This window comes from Helicobacter sp. 219-2, assembly GCF_030053225.1.
Taxonomy (GTDB): Bacteria; Campylobacterota; Campylobacteria; order Campylobacterales; family Helicobacteraceae; genus Helicobacter; species Helicobacter pylori_C.
Window position 1 is genome coordinate 206692 of the sequence record NZ_JASGBS010000001.1, and the last position, 24860, is coordinate 231551.

The following is a 24860-nucleotide window of genomic DNA, read 5'->3' on the forward strand; positions in this document are numbered from 1 at the left end:
TCAAGCCTTTTTTCTCACGACAATCGTCCAATCCGCTTGATTGAAACGCAAAGAATTGAGGAGCTCATGCCCTTTAGAGTGGATAAATTCAGCGCTCTTAGGGATATTAGAAAAATCCCCCACTTCAAACATGAAAATAGCGACTTCATTAGGTTGCATTTCTTTTTCAATCAATTCTTCTAAGCGTTCAAAAATACCCGCTTTTAAGGGGCGTAAATCAAAGCGTTTCATCTATCCACCTCGCCAAACACCGCATTGGTTGAGCCAATCACGGTTACTGCATCCGCTAAATATTGCCCCACTAAAATATCGCTTAAAGCCCCGATGTGATAAAAGCTAGGGGCTCTGATTTTTAATCTATGAGGGTAAGGCTCGCCCTCTGAATGGATAAAAAACCCTAATTCCCCTTTAGGGCTTTCTGTAGGTGCATACACTTCCCCAACGGGAGGGCGCATGCCTTGAGCCACTAAAACAAAATGCTGCATCAAGGCGTAGTTTTGCGTCATTATATCTTCTTTAGGGGCAGAAATATAATGCGGGTTTTGAGCCATGATAGGCGTATCGGTTTTAGCATACATGGGAATGAGCTGTTCAATGATGCGAATGCTTTCATCAATTTCTAACATATACAAACAATACCTGTCATAGCTATCGCCATAATTCCCCACCGGCACATCAAAATCAAGCTCTTTATAAAGCTCATAAGGTTCTTCTTTTCTAATGTCATAAGCGATCCCACTCCCTCTTAACATGATACCGCTCATGCCCCAGCTTTGCGCCATTTTGGGCGTTACAACGCCCACATTTTCCAAGCGCATCCGCCAAATGCGATTTTTATCCAATAAGCCTTGAATGAGTTTTTTGCATTCTCTCATTTCACCCAAGAACTTTTTTAAGCCTTCTAACCAATTAGGGGGTAAATCCAAAGGCACGCCCCCAATCCTTATAGCGTTATGCGTGAGCCTAGCCCCGCAATAATCCTCCATCAAATCCAAGCCGTATTCTCTCGTTTTAAACGCATACAAAAACACGCTCATCGCCCCCACATCTAAAGCATGCACGCTGATAAAAAAGATGTGTGAGATCATGCGGTTAAGCTCTAGTAAAATCGTGCGGATCACTTGCGCCCGACGAGGGATTTCTAAATTGAGCAAGGTTTCTACCGCATGCGCGTAAGCGTAATTGTTGCTGGTAGAAGAAGTGTAATCCAATCTGTCGGTAGTGGGCATGTATTCGTTATAGGTCATGTTTTCGCCTAACTTTTCACAGCCTCTATGCAAGTAGCCAATTTCAGGGGTAGCCTTAATGATTTTTTCGCCCTCTAATTCCAAAATCAAGCGCAATTGCCCATGACTGCTAGGGTGTTGGGGGCCAAAGTTTAAAATCATTTGGTTGTCGTCATGTTCAAAAATGATGTTTTCAAACTGAGGGTTGAGTTTCGTGAAATTTTGAGCCATTTTATAGCCTCTTTTTTAAGATAGTGGGGGCGATTTTGTGCAAATCTTTGACAAAAGGGATTTTCTTAAACGCATGCTTTTCTTCTGTTTCTTTTAATTCTTCGCCCTTGCCTTGCTCATAGCCAATTTTGGCGAAATTGAAAGTGTCTTTTTCATCCACTCTCGCGCTGTCTCGTTGCTCTTTACCCACCACTTCTCGGTATTCTTTACCAAAAATTTTATCCACTTCATACCATTGGGCGAATTCATCGCCTTTGAGCGGATAGGAACGCAATAAAGGGTGGCCCACCCAATCATGCGGCATGATAAGGCGTTTCAAATAGGGGTGTTTGTCAAACACAATACCAAGCAAATCATACGCTTCCCTCTCGCTCCAATTAGCCGATCGGTATAAAAAACTCAAAGAATCCACGCTTTCATTAGGCAACAGAATGCATTTTACGCGCACCCTACGGCGGTTTTTACAGCTATCGCTAAAACCCACAAATTGATAAAACAATTCAAAATGCCCTTTTTTAGCGCACAAATCTATCGCGCTCATTTCGCTCAAACACTCATAACCCAAATGCCTTAAAGTCGTAGCGACAGAAAAAATATCGTCTTTTTTGATCCAAAACACAGCCGTGTTAGTTTCTATAAATTTGTCTAAAACCTCATGCTTGTAAGAAAGGTGGTTGTAAATGACTTCATAAGCGCTACCCTCTAAATATTTTTTAGGGGTGGGTTCTATGATTTTATAGGGGTCATGCTGGCGCGATTGTTTTTGCACATCTTCATAGGGGGATTGTTTTCTTACCATCACACCAACCTTTTAGGAGCGTCTTGTTTGATCGCTTTAGAGCGTCTGATTTTATCTTGCAAAACCATAAGAGCGTATTGTAAAGTTTCTGGGCGCGGCGCGCAACCGGGCAAATAAATATCCACAGGAACTACCCTATCTGCTCCTTGAACGGTCGCATAAGTGTTAAACATCCCACCCGTGTTAGCGCAACTCCCCATAGAAATCACCCATTTAGGCTCAGGCATTTGATCATAAAGCCTGCGCATAAATTCGGCATGTTTTTTAGTGAGCGTGCCAGCGATGATCATCACATCAGATTGCCTGGGGCTCGCTCTAAAAATCGTGCCAAACCGGTCAAAATCAAACCTTGAACCCCCTGTCGCCATCATCTCAATCGCACAACACGCCAAGCCATAGGTTAAAGGCCAAAGCGAATTAGAACGCCCCCAATTCAATAATTTATCCAAAGTGCTTAGAACAACTGGTGCTTGTTGCATTATTTCACCTCTAATTTTTGCCAACTCAAAGCGTTTCGCTTTAAAGCGTAAATAAAACCAATGGTTAAAAAGAAGACAAAGCCTAGCATTTCAACGAGTCCAAACAAGCCTAATTTTTTAAAACCGATCGCCCAAGGGAACATGAAAACGATTTCTACATCAAATAAAATAAAAAGCATGGCCATGATATAGAAATGATGGGACACTCTATTAGGCTGTTTGAGAGCCACAGGCCCGCATTCATAGGGAGCAAGCTTGAGCTTTTCGCCCTTTTTTTGAGCCATTTTACGGCTTAAAAACCTTTGAATCCTTAAAGTCAAGTTAAACACCCAAAAGGTGAATACCAGCAAAACAAAAACGCCAAAATAGGGGTGATTCAATGCTTCTGTGGCTTGTTGCATCAGACTCTCAAACTCCTTTAACTATTAGCAAATGACAAAGCCAATTAAACCATGTTTTTGCTAATCGTTAGCTGAAAAAATAAAAATTATTTTAGCATCTTTTTAGCATCTCTTAAGAGGCTATTTCTATGAGTTTGGGCGTTAAATCTTGCATGGCATGCACCGCGCTATCATTAATGCATTGGACATTCTTAGGCAAATGGGCGTTTTTAGCCTTAGGGTCAATGTAATAAATGAGAGCGTCTTTGTGCGCATGCGTGTAGAGACTAGCAGCGGGATAGACTTGCAAAGAAGTGCCAATGATGATTAAAAGATGCGCTTGTTTGACTAAAGAAATCGCTTCTTCAAGCAAAGGCACCGCTTCGCCAAACCACACAATATCAGGGCGTAATTGCGATTTGTCTTTGGCCAAGTCGCCTAAATTCAAATCCTTTTCCCACCTATAAACCAAATTCGGATCTTTTTCGCTGCGAACGCTTAATAATTCCCCATGCAAGTGCAAAATGCGAGAAGAACCCGCCCTTTCATGCAAATCATCTACATTTTGGGTGATGATATTAACCTGATAGTGTTTTTCCAATTCCGCTAAAGCCTTATGGGCCTTGTTTGGATAAACTTCAAAAAGCTGTCGGCGCCTTTGGTTGTAGAAATCCAACACCTTTTGCGGGTTCTTTTTCCAGCCATAAGGCGAGGCAACTTCCATGATGTCATGCCCTTCCCACAAGCCATCAGCATCTCTAAAGGTTTTAATCCCGCTTTCTGCTGAAATGCCAGCCCCGCTTAGGATCACTAAATTTTTCATGTTTCCTCCTTGATGATTTCAATATGAGTGCCACTGAGTTTGTCATGCAAAAAAAACTTAAAAATAAAAGGTGCAACAAACCCTATGAGTAACCCCATGCTCAACACCCACAAAACAAACCGCCACAAAGCTAAAAAAAAGCCCACTTCTTTGCGATTGTTTTTGACTAATTTAAACTGAGCGTAACGCATGCCAGGGCTTTGGGATTTAAAAGCGATAAAAAAGCTGTGCGTTAGGGCGTAAAAAAGCAAGCATAAAAAAATCGCACTCTGGTTTTCCCTAAAATCCTTCGCGCTCCCTAAAATCGCATAGGTCATTATGTAAAGCATGGGGGTATAAATCATAAAAATATCGGTGATAAAGGCCTTTAAGCGCAAAGAGAGATACAGCCCCTTTAAAGGGCTTTCTAACGCTTGCTTTTTTTTGGGGGTTTTATTTTTTTTGGTTTTTTTAGTTGCCACGACTTCCCGGTTTTATAGCAGTACTAGTAGCGCATAAAGGGCAAGAGCTGGGCTTGTGCATGTCAAAAACAAAATCTTCTAAAGCAAAAAGGGGCAAATGGCTAGGCAAACACGCACCCTCTTGGGCTTTTAAATGAGAATGAACGCGCTTGCAAATGCCCCGATTAGCTAGAGCGCCAAAAGCCACGATTTGAGCGCCCTTTTCTTCTAAAACTTTAGCGCATTCCATAGCGGATTTTCCCGTAGTGATAATATCCTCACACACTAAAATTTTTTCGTTTTTTTTGACTTCAAAACCACGCCTTAAAGCCATAATATTATCCACCCTTTCAGTGAAAATAAAACGCACGCCCAAAGCCCTTGCAAGCTCATACCCAGCCAAGATCCCCCCAATAGCCGGCGAGCACACGCATTCAATATTCAAACGGGCTTCTTGGATCTGTTTGGCTAATTCTTTGGCTAATTGTTCGGCCAGTTTGGGATCTTCTAAAACTTTAGCGGATTGCAAATAATAATTAGAATGAAACCCGCTACTGAGTAAGAAATGCCCCTCTAACAGCGCTTTAGCGTTTTGATAACATGCCTTAATATCCATGGTTTAGACCTTTAAAATCGCATCTTCTTTGTTTTTCACGCTTTCATCAATTGTTTTAATGGCTTCATCGGTGATTTTTTGGATCTGCTCTTGGGCTTTTTTGCTTTCATCTTCGCTGATTTCTTTGTCTTTTTCTAATTTTTTTATCTTGTTGTTAGCGTCTTGGCGGATATTTCTTACAGCCACTTTAGCCTTTTCACCCATCGCTTTGGCGTCTTTTGCGATGAGTTTTCTTTGCTCGGTTGTCATGGGCGGGAAAAAAAGCTTGATCGTTTCGCCGTCGTTATTAGGATTCACGCCGATATTGGCTTCTTGAATGGATCTTTCAATTTCTTTGAGCAGGTTTTTTTCCCATGGGCTGATTTGAAGAGTGGTCGCATCTAAGCTCATCACGGAGCCGACTTGATTTAATGCCGTGGGCGTGCCGTAATAATCCACTTTGATGTGATCTAAAATATTGACTGAAACTTTCGCGCTCCTTAGAGTGGAAAAATCTCTATTTAAAGCTTGAATGCTTTTTTGCATTAGATCTTTGGTTTCGTTGTAAATGGCTTGTAACATTATTTTTCATCCTTTTTTTGGTTGGTGTGGGCGTTGGTTTGTGTGTGCGTTTTAGGCTTTTGGTGGGTGGTTGGGGGCGTTTTTGTATCCTCTTTGGTCTTTCCAACGCCCTTTATATTATTCTCTTTATTCTCTTTTTTGGCACCATTTTTTTCATTCTGTTTGGGGCTTTCAATAAAAGGCGCTTTGGCTGGCTCTTTAGGAAGTTCGTTGGGCGTTTGTTTGGGCATTAAAGGATTAGTGGGGGCTTGCTCTAAAGGGTTGAGCGTAGGGTTTAGTGTGGGATTGAGTGTGGGGTTAAGCGTGCCGGTGGCAGGGACTAAGGGCGAAAGCTCTTTGTTGGTTTTGGTTTCATCTAAAATGCTTTTGCCGTATTCTTTGTTGTAAAAATAGCCCAAAGCGATGGTGTTGGCAACAAATAACAGCCCTAAAAACATGGTCAATTTCGCCATAAAGCTCGCAGGCCCTTTAGCGCCAAATAAAGACTCATTACTCCCGCTATAAGCCCCTAAGCCGATGCTAGAACTTTTTTGCAACAAAACCACCACCACAATCAATACCGCTAAAACAATTTGTAAGCCTAACAGAGCACTCGTCATAAACACTGATTCCTTAAATGCCTAAAATTTAGAAAAAATTACCATTAATCCTATCTAAAATTTGCTAAGAATACACTAAAATTTAGTTTTAATTTCAAGCGTGGCGCATTAAAGGCGGTGGTGTTGGACTCTTTTCATTCATTCAATCAGCTTGCATTCAATCAGCATGCATTCAATAAGCATGCCAAAACTTATCACCTCTTCGCTCATATCCAGCAACAAATCGCTATCTGTCTTGTTCAATTGTTAAAACAAAAACATTACGCTAAAGTTTTGGATCTAGGATCAGGGAGTGGGGCTGTTTTTAACGCTTTAGAGCGGCAAAATATTTTGATTGAAGACTTTATCGCTTTGGATAATTCTATAAACATGCTCAAATTACACCCCACGCATTCTATTAACATTCAAAAAATCTCTTTAGAGCATGCGGATTTTGAAAAACATGTTTTTTGCGATTACGATCTGGTTGTGTCTTCTTCTTCTTTACAATGGGCAAAGGATTTAAAAAGCGTTTTAGAAAAAATCGCTTTTTTTAGTAAGGAGGTTGCTTTAGCTATCCATACGGATTTTAGTTTGCATGAAGTGCATGAGTTTTTAGGCACGCCTTCGCCTTTAAGGGATCTCAAAACGCTTAAATCTTTAATCAAAAACGCTTTTAAAAACTTTCAAATAGAATTGGAAAACAAGCGCTTCGCTCTTTATTTCAACCGCAAACAAGACGCTTTGAATTATCTTAAAAAATGCGGTCTTTTGGGGGGTTCAACGCTGAGCTTCAAGCAAAAAAAACATTTTTTTCAAAACATGGCGTTTGAAAAATTGAGCTATGAAGTGTTACTCTTTTCTGGGATCAAGCGTTCTTAAAAACTAAGATAAATTAAAATATTAAAATTAGGTGGTTACAATAAACGCTAAACTAATGAGCGAGAAACAACATGCACAAAAAACGAGTCTTTTCAGGCATCCAACCTACTGGGCAAATCCATTTGGGCAACTATTTAGGAGCGATCAAGCATTGGGTAGAGGCGCAAGATGAATATGAAAACCTTTTTTGCGTCGTCAATTCGCATGCGATCACCCTGCCCATAGATCCTATATTTTTAAAATCCCAAAGCTATGAGCTGGTCAAATTGCTTTTGGCTTGCGGGATTAATCCTAAGCAATCGGGGTTATTCATTCAAAGTGAAATTGATGAGCACCCGGCTTTAGCATGGCTATTAAATTGCCAGGTGTCTATGGGGGAAATGCAAAGAATGACGCAATTCAAAGACAAGTCTTTAAAAAACCCTAAAAGCGTGAATGTGGGGCTTTTCAATTACCCTATTTTAATGGCGTCAGATATTTTATTATACCAAAGCGATTTAGTGCCAGTGGGCGAAGATCAAAAACAGCATTTAGAACTCACACGAAACATTGCAGAAAAATTTAACAGGGATTTTGGGAGTTGCTTTAAAGTGCCAGAGCCTTTGATCGCTAAAGTGGGGGCAAGGGTTATGGGGCTAGATGATCCAAAAGTGAAGATGAGTAAATCGCATCAAGGGGCTAACCATGCGATTTTTCTTTTAGATGAGCCGGATATTATTGTAAGAAAAATCAAAAAAGCGGCCACTGATTCTACGGGCGTTATTGCATTTGATGAAAAAAGAGAGGGCGTTTTTAACCTTTTAAATATCTACATGCTTTTAAGCAACGAAAGCCCAGAAAACATAGAAGAGCGTTTCAAAAATAAGGGCTATGGGGATTTCAAAAAGGAATTGGCTGAAGTAGTGATCCAGGCTTTAAAACCCATCCAAGAAAGATACAAAGAAATCAGCGACGATGAAGTGAAAGCCGTTTTAAATGGCGGCGTCAAAAAAGCCAGGCCTTTAGCGCAAACGACTTACCAAAAGGCTAAAGAATTGATGGGGTTGGTTTAGATGAAAATTTTGGGTTTATGGTTAGGGGTGTTTTGTTTCCTTAAGGCTACGCCTTATTTATACTTGGGCGAAGAGCCTAAATATAAAGACAATTTCACGCATTTTGAATACGCTAACCCTAACGCTAGAAAAGGCGGTGTCTTAAGGAATGACGCTATAGGGACTTTTGATAGCCTTAACCCTTTTGTGCTTAAAGGCACTAAAGCTGAAGGCTTGGATTTGATTTATGACACTTTAATGGTGCAAAGTTTGGACGAACCTTTTGCCGAATACCCCTTAATCGCTAAAGACGCAGAAGTGGCTAAGGATAACAGCTATGTGATTTTTACCTTAGACAAAAGAGCGAGATTCAGCAATAACGCTCCCATTTTAGCGAGCGATGTGAAGTTTAGTTTTGATACGATAATGGAATTAGGATCGCCTCTCTATCGGCAGTATTACCAAGATGTTAAAAAGGCGGTTATTTTAGACAAGCACCATGTTAAATTCATTTTCAAAACCACTGAAAATAAAGAGTTGCCTCTCATTTTAGGGCAGTTGCAAATCTTTTCCAAAAAAGCGTTTCAAAAGGATTATTTCACCAAAAACCCTTTACTCATTCCTGTTTCTAGCGGCCCTTATGTGATCGCTTCTTTTGATGTGGGCAAGAAAATCACCTACCAAAGAAACCCTAATTATTGGGCGAGGAATTTGCCTAGCAGAAAGGGGCAATTCAATTTTGATGAGGTCAAATTTGAGTATTATAAAGACGAAACCATTGCTTTACAGGCTTTTTTAAGCGGAGCGTATGATTGGCGCATTGAAAGCACGGATAAGGTTTGGGCTAGGGGCTATGTGGGGAAAGCTATAGACAATAAAAAAATCACGAAGTATTTGATAGCCCATAAAATGCCAAGCGGCATGCAAGGGTTTTTCTTCAACACGCGCCGAGAAATTTTTAAGGATAAAAGGGTGCGTGAAGCCTTATTTTATGCGTTTGATTTTGAATGGGCGAATAAAAATTTGTTTTTTTCGCAATACAAACGCACCACCAGTTTTTTTAGCAATTCTATTTATGCGTCCCCTCCTCTTCCAAGCCCTGAAGAAAAAAATCTGTTAGCCCCTTATGAAAAGAGTTTAGATGAAAGGGTTTTTAAAGAGCCTTATGTCGTGCCTAGAACCGATGGGCCTGATGTTTTGGGCTATAATTTGAGGGAAAATTTAAAATACGCCCAAAAGCTTTTAGAAAGCGCGGGCTTTTCTTACAAAAACATGCGTTTAGTGGATAAGAATAACAAGCCGTTTAGTTTCACTTTGCTTTTAAACAGCCCGGCCTTTGAAAGACTGGCTCTAGCCTTTGCTAAAAACTTAAGGGTGTTAGGGATTGAAATGAAAATCCAAAGAGTGGATTTAAGCCAGTATGTCAATCGGGTCAAAAGCTATGATTTTGACATGATTGTAGGAGTGATTGGCCAATCGTCTTTCCCGGGTAATGAGCAACGCTTTTATTTTGGCTCTTTGAGCGCTAAAGAAAAAGGCTCAAGGAATTATGCGGGGATCTCTAGTAAAGCGGTAGATGATTTGATTGAAAAAATCATTAACGCTAAAGATTATAAGGAGCAACTAGCCGCCATTCAAGCGATGGATAGGGTGTTATTGTGGGGGTTTTATGTGATACCGCATTTTTATTTACCTAATTACAGGATCGCAGCGTATAATTACATTGGCATGCCTGAAATCAGCCCTAGCTATGGATTTTCGCCGTATTTGTGGTGGGTAAAAAAAGAAAGGGGTCTTCAATGATTGCTTATATTCTTAAACGCTTGCTTTTGATTATCCCTACTTTATTAGCCATCATGACTATTAATTTCTTTCTGATCCAATCAGCTCCTGGAGGCCCTATAGAGCAGATGATGGCTAAAATCAATAACACGCAGTCCAAAGAGATTCAAGGCGTTGTTAAGGATCGCACTTATAGGGGATCTCAAGGGTTGGAGAGCGATTTGATAGAAAATTTAAAAAAACTCTATGGTTTTGACAAGCCCATAGGGGAGCGCTACCTTCTCATGCTCAAAAAATACGCGCAATTTGATTTTGGGGAGAGCTTTTATCGCCAGATTAAAGTGATAGATTTGATTAAGGAAAAATTGCCCGTATCCATTTCGTTAGGGCTTTTTAGCACGCTTTTGATTTATCTTATTTCTATCCCTTTAGGGATTTTTAAAGCCAAACGCAATAACGAGCCTTTAGATGTGCTAAGCAGCGTGGTGATCATTGTCGCTAACGCTATCCCGGCCTTTTTGTTTGCGGTGGTGTTGATCGTGTTTTTTGCTGGAGGGAATTATTGGCACTGGTTCCCTTTAAAAGGGCTAGTGAGCGATAATTTTGAAAGTTTGAGCGCGTTAGGCAAAATCAAGGATTATTTATGGCATATCACTTTGCCCGTTCTTTGCATTTCTCTAGGGGGTTTTGCAAGCCTTACGCTTTTAGTGAAAAACTCTTTTTTAGATGAAATGGGCAAACTCTATGTGGTGAGCGCTAAGGCTAAGGGCTGTTCAGTGGGGCGTATTTTTTATGCGCATGTGTTCCGCAATGCGATTTTATTAGTGGTGGCGGGTTTTCCGCAAGCTTTTTTAGGCATGTTTTTTAGCTCAAGCTTATTGATAGAAATTGTTTTTAGCTTAGATGGGTTAGGGCTTTTAGGGTATGAAAGCATTGTGAGTAGGGATTATCCTGTCGTGTTTGGTTCGCTTTATATTTTCACGCTTTTAGGTTTAATAGCGAGCTTGATAAGCGATTTGCTCTGCGTGGTGATTGACCCTAGGATTGATTTTGAAAAGCGTTGATGGTGGGAGTGAAAACTGAAATGAAATCTTCTTTAAAACTTTTTGTGCGGCCTTTTTTGGTGGTTTTAGGGTTTATGTTGTTGTATGCTTTAGTGCATGTTGCGCTTGGTTTTTATGGGGAAAAAGACAGCGCTTCAATAAGCCAGAATTTAGAAAAAACCGAGATGGAGCGTCAAAACAGCGCGCTTTCGCCCAAACAAGAAGAAACCAACACGGCCACAACCGCCACAGAAGAAAACCCCACCAAAGATCCTCCTTTGCCTTTAGAAACACCCACACAAGAAAAAGAGAATAAACAAGAGATTAAACAAGAGCAAGAAAAAGAAAACGAACCCAAACAAAACAGCACCCCACCTATTCAAAACCATCAAAAAACCCTTTCAACCCCTACAATTGGAAAAAAACCTTTAGAGTATAAGGCCGCAGTCAATAGCGTGAATGTGCGTGCTTTTCCTAGCACAAAAGGCAAAATCTTGGGATCGCTTGCAAAAAATAAAAGCGTGAAGGTTTTAGAAATCCAAAACGATTGGGCTAAAATTGAATTTTCTAACGAAACAAAGGGCTATGTGTTTTTAAAACTTTTAAAAAAGGCTGAATGAAAGAATAATGAAATTAAAATCTTTTGGGGTTTTTGGAAATCCCATTAAACATTCCAAATCGCCCTTAATCCATAACGCTTGTTTTTTAACTTTTCAAAAAAAATTAGGGTTTTTGGGGCATTACCACCCCATATTACTCCCTTTAGAAAGCCATATCAAAAACGAGTTTTTGCATTTGGGGCTTAGTGGGGCTAATGTAACCTTACCCTTTAAAGAAAGGGCGTTTCAAGTTTGCGATAAAATCAAAGGTATCGCGCACAAATGCGCTTCAATCAATACGCTTGTTTTGGAAAATGATGAGCTTGTGGGTTACAATACTGATGCTTTAGGTTTTTGGCTCTCTTTGGGAGGTGAGGGCTACCAGAACGCTTTGATTTTAGGCTCTGGGGGGAGCGCTAAAGCCCTAGCGTGCGAATTAAAAAAACAAGGCTTGAAAGTGAGCGTGTTGAACCGCTCTCTTAGGGGATTGGATTTTTTCCAACGCTTGGGCTGTGATTGTTTTATGGAGCCTCCTAAAAGCGCTTTTGATTTGATCATTAACGCCACTTCAGCGAGTTTGAATAACGAATTGCCTTTAAATAAAGAGGTTTTGAAAGGGTATTTTAAAGAGGCTAAGCTCGCTTATGATTTGGCGTATGGGTTTTTAACGCCCTTTTTGTCTTTAGCCAAAGAGTTAAAAATCCCCTTTCAAGACGGAAAAGACATGCTCATCTATCAAGCCTCTTTAAGTTTTGAAAAATTCAGCGCTTCTCAAATCCCTTATTCAAAAGCGTTTGAAGTCATGCGAAGTGTTTTTTGATGCAAGGGTTTTTAAGAAGCCTGTTTTTTGGGGTTAAAAAGATCCCTAAATCGTTCGCTCCCCTAGTAGAAAAGGGCGTTTTAAAAGAAGCAGTCAGATGCAACAAGGAGCGCTATTTTTTAAAAGAAGGCTTTGATATAGGCAGAATTGAGCGGGCAGAAAATAAGGCGTTTTTCATTTCTTTAGCGAAAAATTACCCCAAAGACCCTTTAATCAAAAACTTACCCCCATCTTTTAAAACAGACGCTTTGATTTTATGCAAAATAGAATGTTCTAAAAAACGCCCCATAGCCTTTTTTAAAGCCGCTCTTTTAAATGCAGAGCATGCGATGATAGCTTACCTGGTTAAAAAAAACCACCAGATTGTGGCTATCCCTTTTAAAGAGCCTTTTAAAAAACCCATTCTTTTAAAGCACAGCCAAAAATCCTTACTAGAATTGCCCAGGCATTGCGTGGTAAAAATCGATCTTAAAAAGCGTGAAATCAGCGAAATTTTAGGGGCTTTAGAAGACCCTTTAATAGATGAAAACCTTTCTTTAAGCCTTTTTGACAGGATTAAGGATTTTTCAAAAGATTGTTTGAATTTAGCTAAACATTACGCGCAACTTAAAGCGAGCGATTTTAAAAATAGGATCAATTATTCTCACATCCCTTTTATCACCATTGACCCCAAAGACGCTAAAGATTTTGACGATGCGATTTTTTATAACCAAGAAAAAAGGGTTTTGTTTGTGGCGGTTGCTGATGTGAGCGAATTTGTGCCGAAACATTCCAGTTTGGATAAAGAAGCTAGGATTAGGGGCTTTAGCGTGTATTTCCCTAATAGCGTGTATCCCATGCTGCCTTTGAGTTTGTCTCAAGGGGCATGCTCACTAAAAGCGTTTGAAAAACGCCTGGCTTTAGTGTATGAAATCCCTTTAGACAATTTGGAAAACGCCCGATTGTTTCAAGGCGTTATTGAAGTTAGGGCTAATTGCACCTATGAAGAAATCAATCATTTTTTAAGCGCCCAACAAAGCTCTTTGGATAAAGATTTGCAACAAAGCCTTTTGGGGTTTTTAGAAATGGCTTTAAAGTTAAAAAAGGAGCGTTTAAAAAAGGGGTTTAATTTCAATTCGTTTGAAAACAAGCTGTATTTGAATAAAGAAGGGCGTATAGAAAAAATTGAAACGCAAACAGAAAGCAGTGCGCACACCCTTATAGAAGAAGCCATGCTATTAGCTAACCAATCTAGCGCGAATTTATTGGATAAGCATTTTCAAAATAAGGGGATATACCGCACCCATAAAGAGCCGAGTTTGGAGCAGCAAAAACGCCTCTATGATAAGCTTTTTGATTATGAGATCATGCGCCCTAAAAACATGGGCTTTTTTTCTTTTTTAGAGCATGCCTTAAAGATAGCCAAAGAAAAGAAGCTAGAAAGAGAGGTTTCGCGCTTGATCATTAAATCTCAAAATTTAGCCCTTTATAGCCCCGTGCAAGAAAGCCATTTTGGTTTGGGGTTTGATAGCTATACGCATTTCACTTCGCCCATTAGACGATACAGCGATTTAGCCTTACACAGGCTTTTAAAAGAATTGTTGTTCCATCAAGCTAAAGGCTGTTCGTATTTGCTAGAAGAAACGCCTGAATTATGCGCTGAATTGAACGCTTTGCAAAAAAAGGCCGCTTTGATTGAAAGGGATTTTGTCAAACGCAAATTCGCTCGCTTAGCTTTAGAACTTTTAGAAAAAGAATTTTTGGGCGTTGTTTTGGAGGTTAAAGATGGGGTGGTGGTGGGGCTAAAAGAATGGGTAGGGCTTAAAGTTTTAGTTAAAACGAACAAGGTTTTTAAGTCTTTAGAAAAGGTGCGCGTTAAAATCACGCATGCGGATTTGGTTTTAGGGCAAGTTTGGGGCGAAATCACAGAAAGGATTAAAGAGCATGTATCGTAAAGATTTGGACAATTATTTAAAACAGCGACTCCCTAAAGCGGTGTTTTTGTATGGGGAGTTTGATTTTTTTATCCATTATTATATTCAAACGATTAGCTCGCTTTTTAAATGCGATAACCCCGACATAGAAACTTCGCTTTTTTATGCGAGCGATTATGAAAAAAGCCAGATTGCGACTCTTTTAGAGCAGGATTCTTTATTTGGAGGGAGCAGTTTAGTCATTTTAAAACTGGATTTTGCCCTGCATAAGAAATTTAAGGAAAATGATATTAATCTTTTTTTAAAAGCTTTAGAGCGGCCTAGCCATAACAGGCTTATCATAGGGCTTTATAATTCTAAAAGCGACACCACAAAATACAAACACACTAGCGAAATTATCGTTAAATTTTTCCAAAAAAGCCCTTTGAAAGATGAAGCCATCCATGCGCGCTTTTTTACCCCTAAAGCGTGGGAGAGTTTGAAATTCTTACAAGAAAGGGCGAATTTTTTGCATTTAGACATCAGCAGCCATCTTTTAAACGCTCTTTTTGAAACCAATAACGAAGATTTAAGCGTTTCGTTTAACGATTTAGACAAGCTAGCGATATTAAACGCGCCCATCACTTTAGAAGACATTCAAGAATTAAGCTCCAATGCGGGGGATATGGATTTACAAAAGCTCATTTTAGGGCTTTTTTTGAAAAAAAGCGTGCTTGATATTTATGATTATTTGTTAAAAGAGGGCAAAAAAGATGCGGATATTTTAAGGGGGTTAGAGCGCTATTTTTACCAGCTTTTTTTGTTTTTCGCTCACATTAAAACGACCGGTTTAATGGATGCTAAAGAGGTTTTAGGCTACGCTCCTCCTAAAGAGATTGCCGAAAATTGCGCTAAAAACGCCCTGCGTTTGAAAGAAGCCGGCTATAAGAGAGTTTTTGAAATTTTTAGGTTATGGCACATTCAAAGCATGCAAGGGCAAAAGGAATTGGGTTTTTTGTATTTGACTCCCATTCAAAAAATCATCAACCCTTGAAAAATGATCCAGTTTTGAGCTTTAATATTCCAATAAAACTCAATTTAATCCAAAAACAAGCGAAAGCAAGGTATAATCAAAAGTTTTTTAGACCTTGCTCTTTTTTAGTAAAAAAAGGGCTATACAACCACAAGGAGAATGGATGAGGCATTATGAAACGATGTTTATTCTCAAACCTACTTTAGTAGAAGAAGAGATTAAATCCAAAATTGAGTTTTATAAAGAAGTGATCACTAAGCACCACGGCGTGATTGAAACGAGCCTGGATATGGGCATGCGTAATTTAGCTTATGAAATCAAAAAGCACAAAAGAGGCTATTATTATGTGGCGTATTTCAAAGCAGAGCCGTCAATGATTTTAGAGCTTGAACGATTGTATCGCATCAATGAAGATGTGTTGCGTTTCATTGTGATCAAATACGAAAGCAAAAAAGAAGTAGAAGCGTGGCATGCGTTAGTGGATAGGGCTAATAAAAAGCCATCACACGCCAAAGAAAAACACGAAAAAACCGAACACACGCATTCTAACCACATAGAGGAAGCAGAAAGCGTAGGATCTCATAGCGAATAAGGGCTTATCATGTTTAATAAAGTGATTATGGTAGGGCGTTTGACCAGGAATGTGGAGTTGAAATATTTGCCTAGCGGTTCGGCTGCAGCTACAATAGGTTTAGCCACAAGCAGGCGTTTTAAAAAACAAGACGGCACGCTAGGCGAAGAGGTGTGCTTCATAGATGCGCGTTTGTTTGGGCGAACGGCTGAAATCGCTAACCAGTATTTAAGCAAGGGTTCAAGCGTTTTGATAGAAGGGCGTTTGACTTATGAAAGCTGGATGGATCAAACGGGCAAAAAAAATTCCCGCCACACTATCACAGCGGACTCGTTGCAATTTATGGATAAAAAGTCAGACAATCCCCAAGCAAACGCTATGCAAGATAGCGTAATGCATGAGAATTTCAACAACGCTTACCCCGCTAATTATAACGCTCCTAGCCAAGATCCTTTTAGCCAAGCCCAAAGTTATGCGCAAAACGCTCACGCTAAAGAGAATTTACAAGCACAGCCGTCCAAGTATCAAAACAGCGTGCCTGAAATCAATATTGATGAAGAAGAAATCCCCTTTTAAGGGTTAAAATTTAAGGAGAAATTATGGAAAGAAAACGCTATTCAAAACGCTATTGCAAATACACTGAAGCTAAAATCAGCTTTATTGACTATAAAGATTTAGACATGCTCAAGCACACGCTATCAGAGCGCTATAAAATCATGCCAAGGAGATTGACAGGCAATAGCAAAAAGTGGCAAGAGAGGGTGGAAGTAGCGATCAAAAGAGCCCGCCACATGGCTTTAATCCCCTACATTGTGGATAGGAAAAAAGTCGTGGATAGCCCTTTTAAACAGCACTAAATGTTTGATTAGGGCTAATAGGGGGTATGGCCCCCCTTTAATCTTATTTAACCCCTTTTTAATATTAAAAAATGGTTTCAAAACACCAAAAAACCTTTTTTTTTTTTTTTTTTGGAACAACAAAATGCCCCATTAGTGCAAAAATCTTACCAATTCATGCTATATTAACGAAATCTTGTGATAAGATCCCATGCTTTTATAGGGCTTACCTAGCAATTTAATTTTAATTTAAATAAGGAGAAAACATGAAAAAACACATCCTTTCATTAGCTTTAGGCTCGCTTTTAGTTTCCACTTTGAGCGCTGAAGATGACGGCTTTTACATGAGCGCGGGCTATCAAATCGGTGAAGCCTCTCAAGTGGTGAAAAACACCAAAGGCGTCCAACAGCTTTCAGACAACTATGAAAACTTGAGCAAGCTTTTAACCAAATACAGCACCTTAAACAACCTTATCCAATTGTCCTCTAGCCCGAGCGCGATTAACGAAGTGAGGGATAATCTAGGCTCAAGCTCTAGGAATTTGCTGGATGTCAAAACCAATTCTCCGGCATATCAAGCCGTGCTTTTAGCGTTGAATGCGGCAGTGGGGTTGTGGCAAGTTACAAGCTATGCTTTTACTGCTTGTGGTCCTGGTCATAATCAGAACGAAAATGGAGGTATCCAAACTTTTGAGAATGTGCCAGGACAAAATACGACGACCATCACTCACTTGCAATTCGTATTACCAGCCAGAACATGGTGGACCTATATCCACTGAAAATTACGCAAAAATCAATCGAGCCTATCAAATCATTCAAAAGGCTTTGACAGCCAATGGAGCTAATGGAGATGGGGTCCCCGTTTTAAGCAACACCACTACAAAACTTGATTTCACTATCAATGGAGACAAAAGAACGGGTGGCCAACCAAACCACCCTTTAGTATACCCATGGAGCCATGGGAAAGCTATTTCAACCTCGTGGGATAACACAACACCAACACCAACAACAGAAAATATCAACACAGAAAATAACGCTCAAGAGCTTTTAAAACAAGCGAGCGTCATTATCACTACCTTAAATGAGGCATGCCCAAACTTCCAGAATGGTGGTAGCGGGTATTGGGCAGGGATAAGCGGTAATGGGACAATGTGCGGGATGTTTGCCAATGAAATCAGCGCTATCCAAGGCATGATCGCTAACGCGCAAGAAGCTGTCGCGCAAAGCCAAATCGTTAGTGAAAACGCGCAAAATCAGAGCGACCTAGACACTGCGAAATCATTCAACCCCTACACAGACGCTAAATTTGCGCAAAGCATGCTCGCTAACGCTCAAGCCCAAGCGGAGATCTTAAACCAAGCCGAACAAGTGGTGAAAAACTTTGAAAAAATCCCTACAGCCTTTGTAAATGACTCTTTAGGGGTGTGTTATGAAGTGCAAGGGGGTGAGCGTAGGGGCACCAATCCAGGTCAGGTAACTTCTAACACTTGGGGGGCCGGTTGCGCGTATGTGGAACAAACCATAACGAATCTAAACAACAGCATCTCTCATTTTGGCACTCAAGAACAGCAGATAGAGCAAGCAGAAAATATCGCTGACACTCTGGTGCATTTCAAATCCCGATACAGCGAATTGGGCAACACTTATAACAGCATCACCACCGCGCTTTCTAAAGTCCCTAACGCGCAAAGCTTGCAAAATGTGGTGAGCCAAAAGAATAACCCCTATAGCCCGCAAGGCATAGAAACCAATTACTACCTCAATCAAAATTCTTATAACCAAATCCAAACCATCAACCAAGAACTAGGGCGTAACCCCTTTAGGAAAGTGGGCATCGTGAGCTCTCAAACCAACAACGGCGCGATGAATGGGATCGGTATTCAAGTGGGTTACAAACAATTCTTTGGCCAAAAAAGAAGGTGGGGCGCTAGGTATTACGGCTTTTTTGATTACAACCATGCGTTCATCAAATCCAGCTTCTTCAACTCGGCTTCTGATGTATGGACTTATGGTTTTGGAGCGGACGCTCTCTATAACTTCATCAACGATAAAGCCACCAATTTCTTAGGCAAGAACAACAAGCTTTCTGTGGGGCTTTTTGGCGGGATTGCGTTAGCGGGCACTTCATGGCTCAATTCTGAGTATGTGAATTTAGCCACCGTGAATAATGTCTATAACGCTAAAATGAATGTGGCGAACTTCCAATTCTTATTCAATTTAGGTTTGAGGATGAATTTAGCCAGGGCTAAGAAAAAAGGCAGCGATCATGCGGCTCAGCATGGGATTGAGTTAGGCGTGAAAATCCCTACTATCAACACGAACTACTATTCCTTTATGGGGGCTGAACTCAAATACCGCAGGCTCTATAGCGTGTATTTGAATTATGTGTTTGCGTATTAAGCTTTTTATGAAACTCCCTTTTTAAGGGATTTCTTTAAAGCTTTTTTTTGAAGTCTCTTTTTTTTTGAAGCCTTTTTTTTTGAACCCTCTTTTTTTGGAGGGGGTTTGATGAAAAATCCTTTTTAGTTGGTGGAAAACTTCAGCGATAATTTTTAAAAAGCACTTCTTTATAGGGGGATTGATCTTTTTCTTTTTGCTGATCCCCACTACTTTCGCTTTTTAATCTTTAAGTTTTTATTTTGGGAGGGTTTGATGAAAAATCCTTTTTAGCGTTTTTAGTGAGTGGAAAATTTCAGCGATAATTTTTAAAAAGGGCTATTTTATAGGGGGGGTTTGATCTTTTTCTTTTTGCTGATTTTTTACGGATTTTTTACTGACTTTTCAAAGCGCTTTTTAATCTTTAAGTTTTTATTTTGGGAGGGTTTGAAGCAAAACCCTTTTTAGCGTTTTTGGTTAGTAGAAAACTTCAGCGATAGTTTTTTAAAAAGCACTATTTTATAGGGGGATTTAGTGGGGTTAAAAGGAGAGAATGATTTCAAAGCACCTTCTGTATTCTCAAAAAAATAAAACTTTAAAAAAATGAGTTTTACGATAAATGAGAGCTAAAACGATAAAATGAAGCTCTAAAAACCCATTTTTTAAAAAAGAATATCAAAGTTAAAAACAGCCTAACGCTTTAATTCAAAATCAAAGCATTAAATCTAACCAAGCGATAGAGCTAAAACACCCTTTTAAAAGGCGTTTTAGCGTGTTTCCACCAAGATGACCAAACCTTAAGCACGCTCAGATTTTTGTTTTTCTCTATACTCTATAATCATGCTGTGGATTTCATCTTTTAATTTTAATTTTTGTTTTTTCATGTGGCTGACTTCAGCGTCGCTAGCGTTTTGTTGTTCAGCGGTTTTGATGTCATCATCAAGTTGGTTGTGTTTTTCAAAAATCTTATCAAAATGCGGATTATTCGCTTTTAACACGCTGATTTCATCTCTAAATTCATGGAACATGGTTTTCTCCTTTAAGTTTGGATGTTTAAAGTATAATAAACTATCTTTTTAAAAAAACAACTTAAAAGAGCTATAAAATAGCCTTAAAATGCGCGATAAAACAACAAAAAGGAATACCCATGGATATTCGCAACGAATTTTTACAATTTTTTCACAATAAGGGGCATGCCATTTATCCTAGCATGCCTTTAGTGCCTAATGACGCTACCTTGCTTTTCACCAATGCCGGCATGGTGCAATTTAAAGATATTTTTACCGGGATTGTGCCACGCCCTAGCGTTCCTAGAGCGACAAGTTCGCAATTGTGCATGCGAGCGGGTGGCAAGCATAACGATTTGGAAAATGTCGGTTACACCGCAAGACACCACACGCTTTTTGAAATGCTAGGGAATTTCTCTTTTGGGGATTATTTCAAAGAAGAAGCGATTTTGTTTGCGTGGGAATTTGTAACCAAGAATTTAGGGTTTAAGCCTAAAGATTTATATATCAGCGTGCATGAAAAAGACGATGAAGCCGTTAAGCTGTGGGAAAAGTTCGTGCCTTTTGACAGGATTAAAAAAATGGGCGATAAAGATAATTTCTGGCAAATGGGCGATAGCGGGCCTTGCGGGCCTTGCAGTGAAATCTATATTGATCAAGGCGAAAAACACTTTAAGGGGAGCGAGGATTATTTTGGGGGCGAGGGCGATAGGTTTTTAGAAATTTGGAATTTGGTGTTCATGCAATATGAACGCTCTAATGATGGCGTTTTGTCCCCCTTGCCAAAGCCTAGCATTGATACAGGCATGGGATTAGAAAGGGTGCAAGCGCTATTAGAGCATAAGCTCAATAACTTTGATTCTTCATTATTTGCGCCCTTAATGGAAGAAATCAGCGAGCTTACAAGCCTGGATTATGCGAGCGAATTCCAACCAAGCTTTAGGGTGGTGGCCGATCACGCAAGAGCGGTAGCGTTTTTGCTCGCTCAAGGGGTGCATTTCAATAAGGAAGGCCGTGGCTATGTTTTAAGGCGCATTTTAAGGCGAGCCTTAAGGCATGGGTACTTAATGGGCTTGAAGAAAGCGTTTTTATACAAAGTCGTGGGCGTGGTGTGCGAGCAATTTTCTAACACGCATGCGTATTTGAAAGAATCTAAAGAAATGGTAATGAAAGAATGCTTTGAAGAAGAAGAGCGCTTTTTAGAGACTTTGGAATCGGGCATGGAATTGTTTAACTTGTCTTTAGAGCATTTGAATGGAAATAAAATTTTTGATGGCAAGATCGCTTTCAAGCTTTATGACACTTTTGGTTTTCCTTTGGATTTAACGAACGACATGCTAAGAAGTCATGGGGCGTGCGTGGATATGCAAGGCTTTGAATCTTGCATGCAAGAGCAAGTGAAACGCTCTAAAGCTTCATGGAAAGGCAAACAAAACAACGCTGATTTTAGCGCTATTTTAAACGCTTATGCGCCCAACGAATTTGTGGGGTATGAAACGACAGAATGTTGCGCTAAAGCCTTAGGGTTTTTTGATAGCGATTTTAAAGAAATAACCGATGCAAATCCTAACCAAGAAGTTTGGGTCTTGCTAGAAAAAACCCCGTTTTACGCTGAGGGTGGAGGGGCTATAGGCGATAGGGGCGTGCTTTTAAAGGATAATGAAGAAGCGGCTATAGTGTTGGATACAAAAAACTTTTTTGGGCTTAATTTTTCGCTCCTTGAAATCAAAAAAGCGCTAAAAAAAGGCGATCAAGTGATCGCGCAAGTGAGCGATGAGCGTTTAGAAATCGCCAAACACCATAGCGCGACGCATTTATTGCAGAGCGCTTTAAGAGAAGTTTTAGGCTCGCATGTGAGTCAAGCAGGGAGTTTAGTGGAATCCAAACGATTGCGCTTTGATTTCTCGCACCCTAAAGCGCTCAATGATGAAGAGCTAGAAAAAGTAGAAGATTTAGTCAACGCTCAAATTTTCAAGCACCTAAATAGCCAGGTGGAGCATATGCCCTTAAATCAGGCTAAAGATAAGGGAGCGTTAGCGTTATTTAGTGAAAAATACGCTGAAAATGTGCGGGTGGTGAGCTTTAAAGAAGCGTCCATTGAATTGTGTGGGGGCATTCATGTGGAAAATACCGGGCTGATTGGGGGGTTTAGGATTGTAAAAGAAAGCGGGGTGAGTAGTGGGGTCAGACGCATTGAAGCGGTGTGCGGGAAAGCCTTTTACCAACTGGCTAAAGAAGAAAATAAAGAGCTTAAAAACGCTAAGGTTGCATTAAAAAATAACGATGTGATAGCCGGCATTAACAAGCTTAAAGGGAGCGTGAAAAACAGCCAAAAAGCCCCCGTTTCTGTGGATTTACCGGTTGAAAAAATCCATGGCGTGAATTTAGTGGTGGGCGTAGTGGAACAGGGCGACATTAAAGAAATGATTGATCGGTTGAAAAGTAAGCATGAAAGATTGCTCGCTATGGTGTTTAAAAAAGAAAATGAGCGAATCACTCTTGCATGCGGGGTGAAAAACGCGCCTATAAAAGCGAATGCGTGGGCTAATGAAGTGGCGCAAATTTTAGGGGGCAAAGGGGGCGGAAGAGGCGATTTTGCGAGCGCTGGAGGCAAGGATATTGAAAAATTGCAAGCCGCGCTCAATTTGGCGAAAAATACCGCTCTTAAAGCTTTAGAGGGATAGCATGGAGCTTATTTTAGGCTCTCAATCTAGCGCTAGGGCGAATCTTTTAAAAGAGCATGGGATTAAGTTTGAACAAAAAGCGCTTCATTTTGATGAAGAAAGCCTAAAAACCACAGACCCTAGGGAGTTTGTCTATTTAGCGTGCAAGGGGAAATTAGAAAAAGCTAAAGAGTTGCTCACAAACAACCGCACTATTGTGGTGGCTGATAGCGTGGTGAGCGTGGGTAATCGCATGCAACGAAAAGCTAAAAACAGGCAAGAAGCCCTTGAATTTTTAAAATGCCAAAATGGTAATGAAATAGAAGTTTTAACCTGCTCTGCGTTCATTTCTCCCGCATTAGAATGGCTGGATCTATCGGTTTTTAGAGCGCGTTTAAAGGCGTTTGATCCTAGCGAGATAGAAAAATATTTAGAGAGCGGTTTGTGGCAAGAAAGTGCAGGCTGTGTGCGTTTAGAGGATTTTCATAAGCCCTATATTAAAAGTTCAAACGAGAATTTAAGCGTGGGGTTGGGGCTGAATGTGGGAGGCTTGTTAGGGGCGCTAAAATTAGAGGCTAAACTTTCATCATTATAAACGCTATTATTTTATAGGCATTAAAACACTATCCACTGACTGATAAACCCCCTTGACAAACAAAAAAACGATATACTCTAGCATTTGATGTTTAAGGAGTTGTCATGGGGTCTTGGTCTCGTATTCTTTTATCAATTTTGGTGGTGGTTTTGGGATTAGTGCTTGTTGCCATGCTAATAAATTGGCATGTTTAACGGGAATGATCTATTTTGGCTATGGCATTATTACAGATTTTAGCACTCTATCATCTACAATGTGGTGGTGGTCTTTATCAAAAATAACATGGTTTTGTGTGGGCTATATCGCTTTATGGGGGCTTACGCTTATTATGGGTTTTTTTACATGTTCTACAATAGAAGACTATTCGTAAAAATTGATTGGAAAAATTAAAATACGGGAGAAACTAGAACCTTTAAAAACAGGTTCTAGCAAAAATACAAGGTTAGGGATTATTTCCCAAAACGCCCACCGGTGGTAGGGTAGCCATAAATAGAGCCATCTTTGATTTTCATGTGATCTTCCCAAGGCAATTTGTATTTACCGGCGGCTAAGTCTTTGATGTAGGTTAAGCCTGCGTCATGTTCTCCGCCCGGTTTAGCCACATACCCTCTATGGCCTAGGTTGTAAATGTTGTTTTCTAAGCCCCAACTTAAGCGGGCGTTGTCTGCCATTTTAGGATAGATTTCCCCAGTTACAATCTCCCAAGGGTTGCGGTGTCCTTGAACAAGAGTCGTGCCATCAAAGTTACAGATTTGCCCCTCACCAAAGTAGTAAAAGACATTATCATAGCCGGCTAAATTCACGCTCACGGTATACATCAAATTGTGCCACGCATTGGAGCGGTTGGTCAAAATCCATTGATCATTGACTTGAGTGCTATAGCCTGAAATGCGGATATACACATTGCACCCTTTATAGGCCGCTTCTCTAGCGAGTTCTGGAATCATGCCGTCATGGCAAATGCACACGGCTAATTTTGATCCGCCCGGACCCTCGCACACAGGCATTCCTAAATCCCCAGGATACCATGGCTCAATGGGATTCCATGGGAATAGCTTGCGGTATTTTAAAACGATTTTACCTTGCGGATCAATGATGATGGCGGTGTTGTAGGGGTTTTTGTTAGAATCAGGATTGCGTTCCATGATGGAAAAAACACCATAAACTTTCGCCTCTTTACACGCTTTAGCGTATAACTCTGTCTCTTTACCCGGGACATCTAGTAAAAACTCTTCGCTAAGCCACTTAGCGGTATTCAAACCTTGCGTGCTATACTCAGGGAAAATGATAAGTTCCACTCCCGGATACCCCGCTTTAGTCGCATGCAAGGTTCTGATAATGCTTTCAATATTGTGATCAATATCCTTACGGCTATTGACAATTGGCACAGGAAACTGAATGGCTGCCACTAAAAACCCTTCAATAGGTTTGCCCATACTACCGATACTTCCCATAATAACTCCTTCTAAAAGTTTTGTCGCAATAACAATAATGTTATTGCGAGAGAATACTATTGCAAGAGAACTAATTTAGAGTAAACGCGAGATTTTTTGATAAAAAGATTTAAATCTATTTTTAAAGCGCTTTTCAACCTCTA

Annotated in this window: 26 protein-coding genes and 1 pseudogene; 15 read left to right on the forward strand and 12 right to left on the reverse strand. The window is 40.2% G+C overall.

What is annotated here, in order from left to right; translation table 11 throughout:
• The 10 genes from P6280_RS01115 to secG form a co-directional block, all read right to left on the reverse strand.
• On the reverse strand, positions 1-231 hold the full coding sequence (locus P6280_RS01115) for an NADH-ubiquinone oxidoreductase subunit E family protein (RefSeq protein ID WP_015642380.1): 231 nt from the start codon (positions 229-231) through the stop codon (positions 1-3).
• Positions 228-1457 (reverse strand): NADH dehydrogenase (quinone) subunit D, encoded by a 1230-nt coding sequence (nuoD, locus tag P6280_RS01120; RefSeq protein ID WP_000068200.1) that lies wholly within the window; start codon positions 1455-1457, stop codon positions 228-230. The genes P6280_RS01115 and nuoD overlap by 4 nt, the downstream gene beginning before the upstream one ends.
• A gap of 1 nt (position 1458) precedes the next feature.
• Positions 1459-2256: an NADH-quinone oxidoreductase subunit C gene (locus tag P6280_RS01125; protein ID WP_283236758.1), complete on the reverse strand. Its 798-nt coding sequence runs from the start codon at positions 2254-2256 to the stop codon at positions 1459-1461.
• On the reverse strand, positions 2256-2735 hold the full coding sequence (locus tag P6280_RS01130) for a NuoB/complex I 20 kDa subunit family protein (RefSeq protein ID WP_001183511.1): 480 nt from the start codon (positions 2733-2735) through the stop codon (positions 2256-2258). Before P6280_RS01130 ends, P6280_RS01125 begins: the two co-directional genes overlap by 1 nt.
• The gene (locus P6280_RS01135) at positions 2735-3136 is read right to left on the reverse strand and encodes an NAD(P)H-quinone oxidoreductase subunit 3 (RefSeq protein ID WP_001183543.1); all 402 of its coding nucleotides are present in this window, start codon (positions 3134-3136) and stop codon (positions 2735-2737) included. Before P6280_RS01135 ends, P6280_RS01130 begins: the two co-directional genes overlap by 1 nt.
• 112 nt (positions 3137-3248) lie before the next feature.
• Positions 3249-3938: an SIR2 family NAD-dependent protein deacylase gene (locus tag P6280_RS01140; RefSeq protein WP_283236759.1), complete on the reverse strand. Its 690-nt coding sequence runs from the start codon at positions 3936-3938 to the stop codon at positions 3249-3251.
• Positions 3935-4399, reverse strand: a complete 465-nt coding sequence (locus P6280_RS01145; RefSeq protein WP_220902508.1) for an RDD family protein — start codon at positions 4397-4399, stop codon at positions 3935-3937. Before P6280_RS01145 ends, P6280_RS01140 begins: the two co-directional genes overlap by 4 nt.
• Positions 4389-4994 carry an orotate phosphoribosyltransferase gene (gene pyrE / locus P6280_RS01150; RefSeq protein WP_120814243.1) on the reverse strand — a complete coding sequence of 202 codons (606 nt, stop codon included), beginning with the start codon at positions 4992-4994 and terminating at the stop codon, positions 4389-4391. Before pyrE ends, P6280_RS01145 begins: the two co-directional genes overlap by 11 nt.
• 3 nt (positions 4995-4997) lie before the next feature.
• Positions 4998-5555, reverse strand: coding sequence for a ribosome recycling factor (gene frr, locus P6280_RS01155; RefSeq protein ID WP_000938344.1), 558 nt, complete (start codon positions 5553-5555; stop codon positions 4998-5000).
• The gene (secG, locus tag P6280_RS01160; protein ID WP_283236760.1) at positions 5555-6154 is read right to left on the reverse strand and encodes a preprotein translocase subunit SecG; all 600 of its coding nucleotides are present in this window, start codon (positions 6152-6154) and stop codon (positions 5555-5557) included. The genes frr and secG overlap by 1 nt, the downstream gene beginning before the upstream one ends.
• 123 nt (positions 6155-6277) lie before the next feature.
• On the opposite strand from secG, the gene P6280_RS01165 reads away from it, so the two are divergent.
• The 12 genes and pseudogenes from P6280_RS01165 (at position 6278) to babB (ending at position 19022) form a co-directional block, all read left to right on the forward strand.
• Positions 6278-7015, forward strand: a complete 738-nt coding sequence (locus tag P6280_RS01165; protein ID WP_283236761.1) for a methyltransferase domain-containing protein — start codon at positions 6278-6280, stop codon at positions 7013-7015.
• Between the two features lie 71 nt (positions 7016-7086).
• Positions 7087-8067, forward strand: a complete 981-nt coding sequence (gene trpS, locus P6280_RS01170; protein WP_283236762.1) for a tryptophan--tRNA ligase — start codon at positions 7087-7089, stop codon at positions 8065-8067.
• Positions 8068-9849, forward strand: coding sequence for an extracellular solute-binding protein (locus tag P6280_RS01175; RefSeq protein WP_283236763.1), 1782 nt, complete (start codon positions 8068-8070; stop codon positions 9847-9849).
• Positions 9846-10892, forward strand: a complete 1047-nt coding sequence (locus P6280_RS01180; RefSeq protein WP_154450146.1) for a microcin C ABC transporter permease YejB — start codon at positions 9846-9848, stop codon at positions 10890-10892. The genes P6280_RS01175 and P6280_RS01180 overlap by 4 nt, the downstream gene beginning before the upstream one ends.
• A gap of 8 nt (positions 10893-10900) precedes the next feature.
• On the forward strand, positions 10901-11491 hold the full coding sequence (locus P6280_RS01185; RefSeq protein WP_283237439.1) for an SH3 domain-containing protein: 591 nt from the start codon (positions 10901-10903) through the stop codon (positions 11489-11491).
• Between the two features lie 7 nt (positions 11492-11498).
• Positions 11499-12290 (forward strand): shikimate dehydrogenase, encoded by a 792-nt coding sequence (locus P6280_RS01190; RefSeq protein WP_283236764.1) that lies wholly within the window; start codon positions 11499-11501, stop codon positions 12288-12290.
• Complete coding sequence (locus P6280_RS01195) at positions 12290-14224, forward strand: RNB domain-containing ribonuclease (RefSeq protein WP_283236765.1); 1935 nt, start codon at positions 12290-12292, stop codon at positions 14222-14224. The genes P6280_RS01190 and P6280_RS01195 overlap by 1 nt, the downstream gene beginning before the upstream one ends.
• Complete coding sequence (holA, locus tag P6280_RS01200; protein WP_283236766.1) at positions 14214-15236, forward strand: DNA polymerase III subunit delta; 1023 nt, start codon at positions 14214-14216, stop codon at positions 15234-15236. Before P6280_RS01195 ends, holA begins: the two co-directional genes overlap by 11 nt.
• 142 nt (positions 15237-15378) lie before the next feature.
• A complete protein-coding gene (gene rpsF, locus P6280_RS01205) occupies positions 15379-15807 on the forward strand; it encodes a 30S ribosomal protein S6 (protein WP_220916538.1) in 429 nt (142 codons plus the stop codon).
• A 9-nt stretch (positions 15808-15816) separates the two neighbouring features.
• Complete coding sequence (locus P6280_RS01210; RefSeq protein WP_245059656.1) at positions 15817-16362, forward strand: single-stranded DNA-binding protein; 546 nt, start codon at positions 15817-15819, stop codon at positions 16360-16362.
• Positions 16363-16385: 23 nt separating this feature from the next.
• Entirely contained in the window at positions 16386-16643 is a 258-nt protein-coding gene (gene rpsR, locus P6280_RS01215; protein ID WP_000440196.1) for a 30S ribosomal protein S18, read from the forward strand.
• A gap of 245 nt (positions 16644-16888) precedes the next feature.
• A pseudogene (gene babB, locus P6280_RS01220) lies at positions 16889-19022 on the forward strand (Hop family adhesin BabB).
• Positions 19023-19795: 773 nt separating this feature from the next.
• Here the strand turns inward: babB and P6280_RS01225 are convergent.
• Positions 19796-20026 (reverse strand): HP1242/YdcH family protein, encoded by a 231-nt coding sequence (locus tag P6280_RS01225; RefSeq protein ID WP_000468330.1) that lies wholly within the window; start codon positions 20024-20026, stop codon positions 19796-19798.
• Positions 20027-20145: 119 nt separating this feature from the next.
• Here P6280_RS01225 and alaS point away from each other — a divergent pair, with 119 nt between their 5' ends.
• The 3 genes from alaS to P6280_RS01240 all read left to right on the forward strand — a co-directional run bounded on the left by alaS (position 20146) and on the right by P6280_RS01240 (position 23633).
• On the forward strand, positions 20146-22689 hold the full coding sequence (alaS, locus tag P6280_RS01230; RefSeq protein WP_283236767.1) for an alanine--tRNA ligase: 2544 nt from the start codon (positions 20146-20148) through the stop codon (positions 22687-22689).
• Position 22690: 1 nt separating this feature from the next.
• On the forward strand, positions 22691-23263 hold the full coding sequence (gene maf, locus P6280_RS01235; protein ID WP_283236768.1) for a septum formation inhibitor Maf: 573 nt from the start codon (positions 22691-22693) through the stop codon (positions 23261-23263).
• 112 nt (positions 23264-23375) lie between these two features.
• The gene (locus P6280_RS01240) at positions 23376-23633 is read left to right on the forward strand and encodes a hypothetical protein (protein ID WP_283236769.1); all 258 of its coding nucleotides are present in this window, start codon (positions 23376-23378) and stop codon (positions 23631-23633) included.
• Between the two features lie 79 nt (positions 23634-23712).
• On the opposite strand, the gene P6280_RS01245 is transcribed toward P6280_RS01240, so the two are convergent.
• Positions 23713-24717, reverse strand: a complete 1005-nt coding sequence (locus P6280_RS01245; protein WP_033595750.1) for a formamidase — start codon at positions 24715-24717, stop codon at positions 23713-23715.
• Positions 24718-24860 lie beyond the last annotated feature (143 nt).

Coding starts and splice junctions, on each gene's coding strand:
- nuoD (WP_000068200.1), bottom strand. CDS start 1,457: ATGGCTCAAAATTTCACGAAACTCAACCCTCAGTTTGAAAACATCATT.
- P6280_RS01210 (WP_245059656.1), top strand. CDS start 15,817: ATGTTTAATAAAGTGATTATGGTAGGGCGTTTGACCAGGAATGTGGAG.
- rpsR (WP_000440196.1), top strand. CDS start 16,386: ATGGAAAGAAAACGCTATTCAAAACGCTATTGCAAATACACTGAAGCT.
- P6280_RS01195 (WP_283236765.1), top strand. CDS start 12,290: ATGCAAGGGTTTTTAAGAAGCCTGTTTTTTGGGGTTAAAAAGATCCCT.
- P6280_RS01190 (WP_283236764.1), top strand. CDS start 11,499: ATGAAATTAAAATCTTTTGGGGTTTTTGGAAATCCCATTAAACATTCC.
- P6280_RS01115 (WP_015642380.1), bottom strand. CDS start 231: ATGAAACGCTTTGATTTACGCCCCTTAAAAGCGGGTATTTTTGAACGC.
- P6280_RS01225 (WP_000468330.1), bottom strand. CDS start 20,026: ATGTTCCATGAATTTAGAGATGAAATCAGCGTGTTAAAAGCGAATAAT.
- P6280_RS01140 (WP_283236759.1), bottom strand. CDS start 3,938: ATGAAAAATTTAGTGATCCTAAGCGGGGCTGGCATTTCAGCAGAAAGC.
- P6280_RS01175 (WP_283236763.1), top strand. CDS start 8,068: ATGAAAATTTTGGGTTTATGGTTAGGGGTGTTTTGTTTCCTTAAGGCT.
- P6280_RS01180 (WP_154450146.1), top strand. CDS start 9,846: ATGATTGCTTATATTCTTAAACGCTTGCTTTTGATTATCCCTACTTTA.
- frr (WP_000938344.1), bottom strand. CDS start 5,555: ATGTTACAAGCCATTTACAACGAAACCAAAGATCTAATGCAAAAAAGC.
- P6280_RS01125 (WP_283236758.1), bottom strand. CDS start 2,256: ATGGTAAGAAAACAATCCCCCTATGAAGATGTGCAAAAACAATCGCGC.
- rpsF (WP_220916538.1), top strand. CDS start 15,379: ATGAGGCATTATGAAACGATGTTTATTCTCAAACCTACTTTAGTAGAA.
- secG (WP_283236760.1), bottom strand. CDS start 6,154: ATGACGAGTGCTCTGTTAGGCTTACAAATTGTTTTAGCGGTATTGATT.
- trpS (WP_283236762.1), top strand. CDS start 7,087: ATGCACAAAAAACGAGTCTTTTCAGGCATCCAACCTACTGGGCAAATC.
- P6280_RS01130 (WP_001183511.1), bottom strand. CDS start 2,735: ATGCAACAAGCACCAGTTGTTCTAAGCACTTTGGATAAATTATTGAAT.
- P6280_RS01135 (WP_001183543.1), bottom strand. CDS start 3,136: ATGCAACAAGCCACAGAAGCATTGAATCACCCCTATTTTGGCGTTTTT.
- holA (WP_283236766.1), top strand. CDS start 14,214: ATGTATCGTAAAGATTTGGACAATTATTTAAAACAGCGACTCCCTAAA.
- P6280_RS01245 (WP_033595750.1), bottom strand. CDS start 24,717: ATGGGAAGTATCGGTAGTATGGGCAAACCTATTGAAGGGTTTTTAGTG.
- maf (WP_283236768.1), top strand. CDS start 22,691: ATGGAGCTTATTTTAGGCTCTCAATCTAGCGCTAGGGCGAATCTTTTA.
- pyrE (WP_120814243.1), bottom strand. CDS start 4,994: ATGGATATTAAGGCATGTTATCAAAACGCTAAAGCGCTGTTAGAGGGG.
- alaS (WP_283236767.1), top strand. CDS start 20,146: ATGGATATTCGCAACGAATTTTTACAATTTTTTCACAATAAGGGGCAT.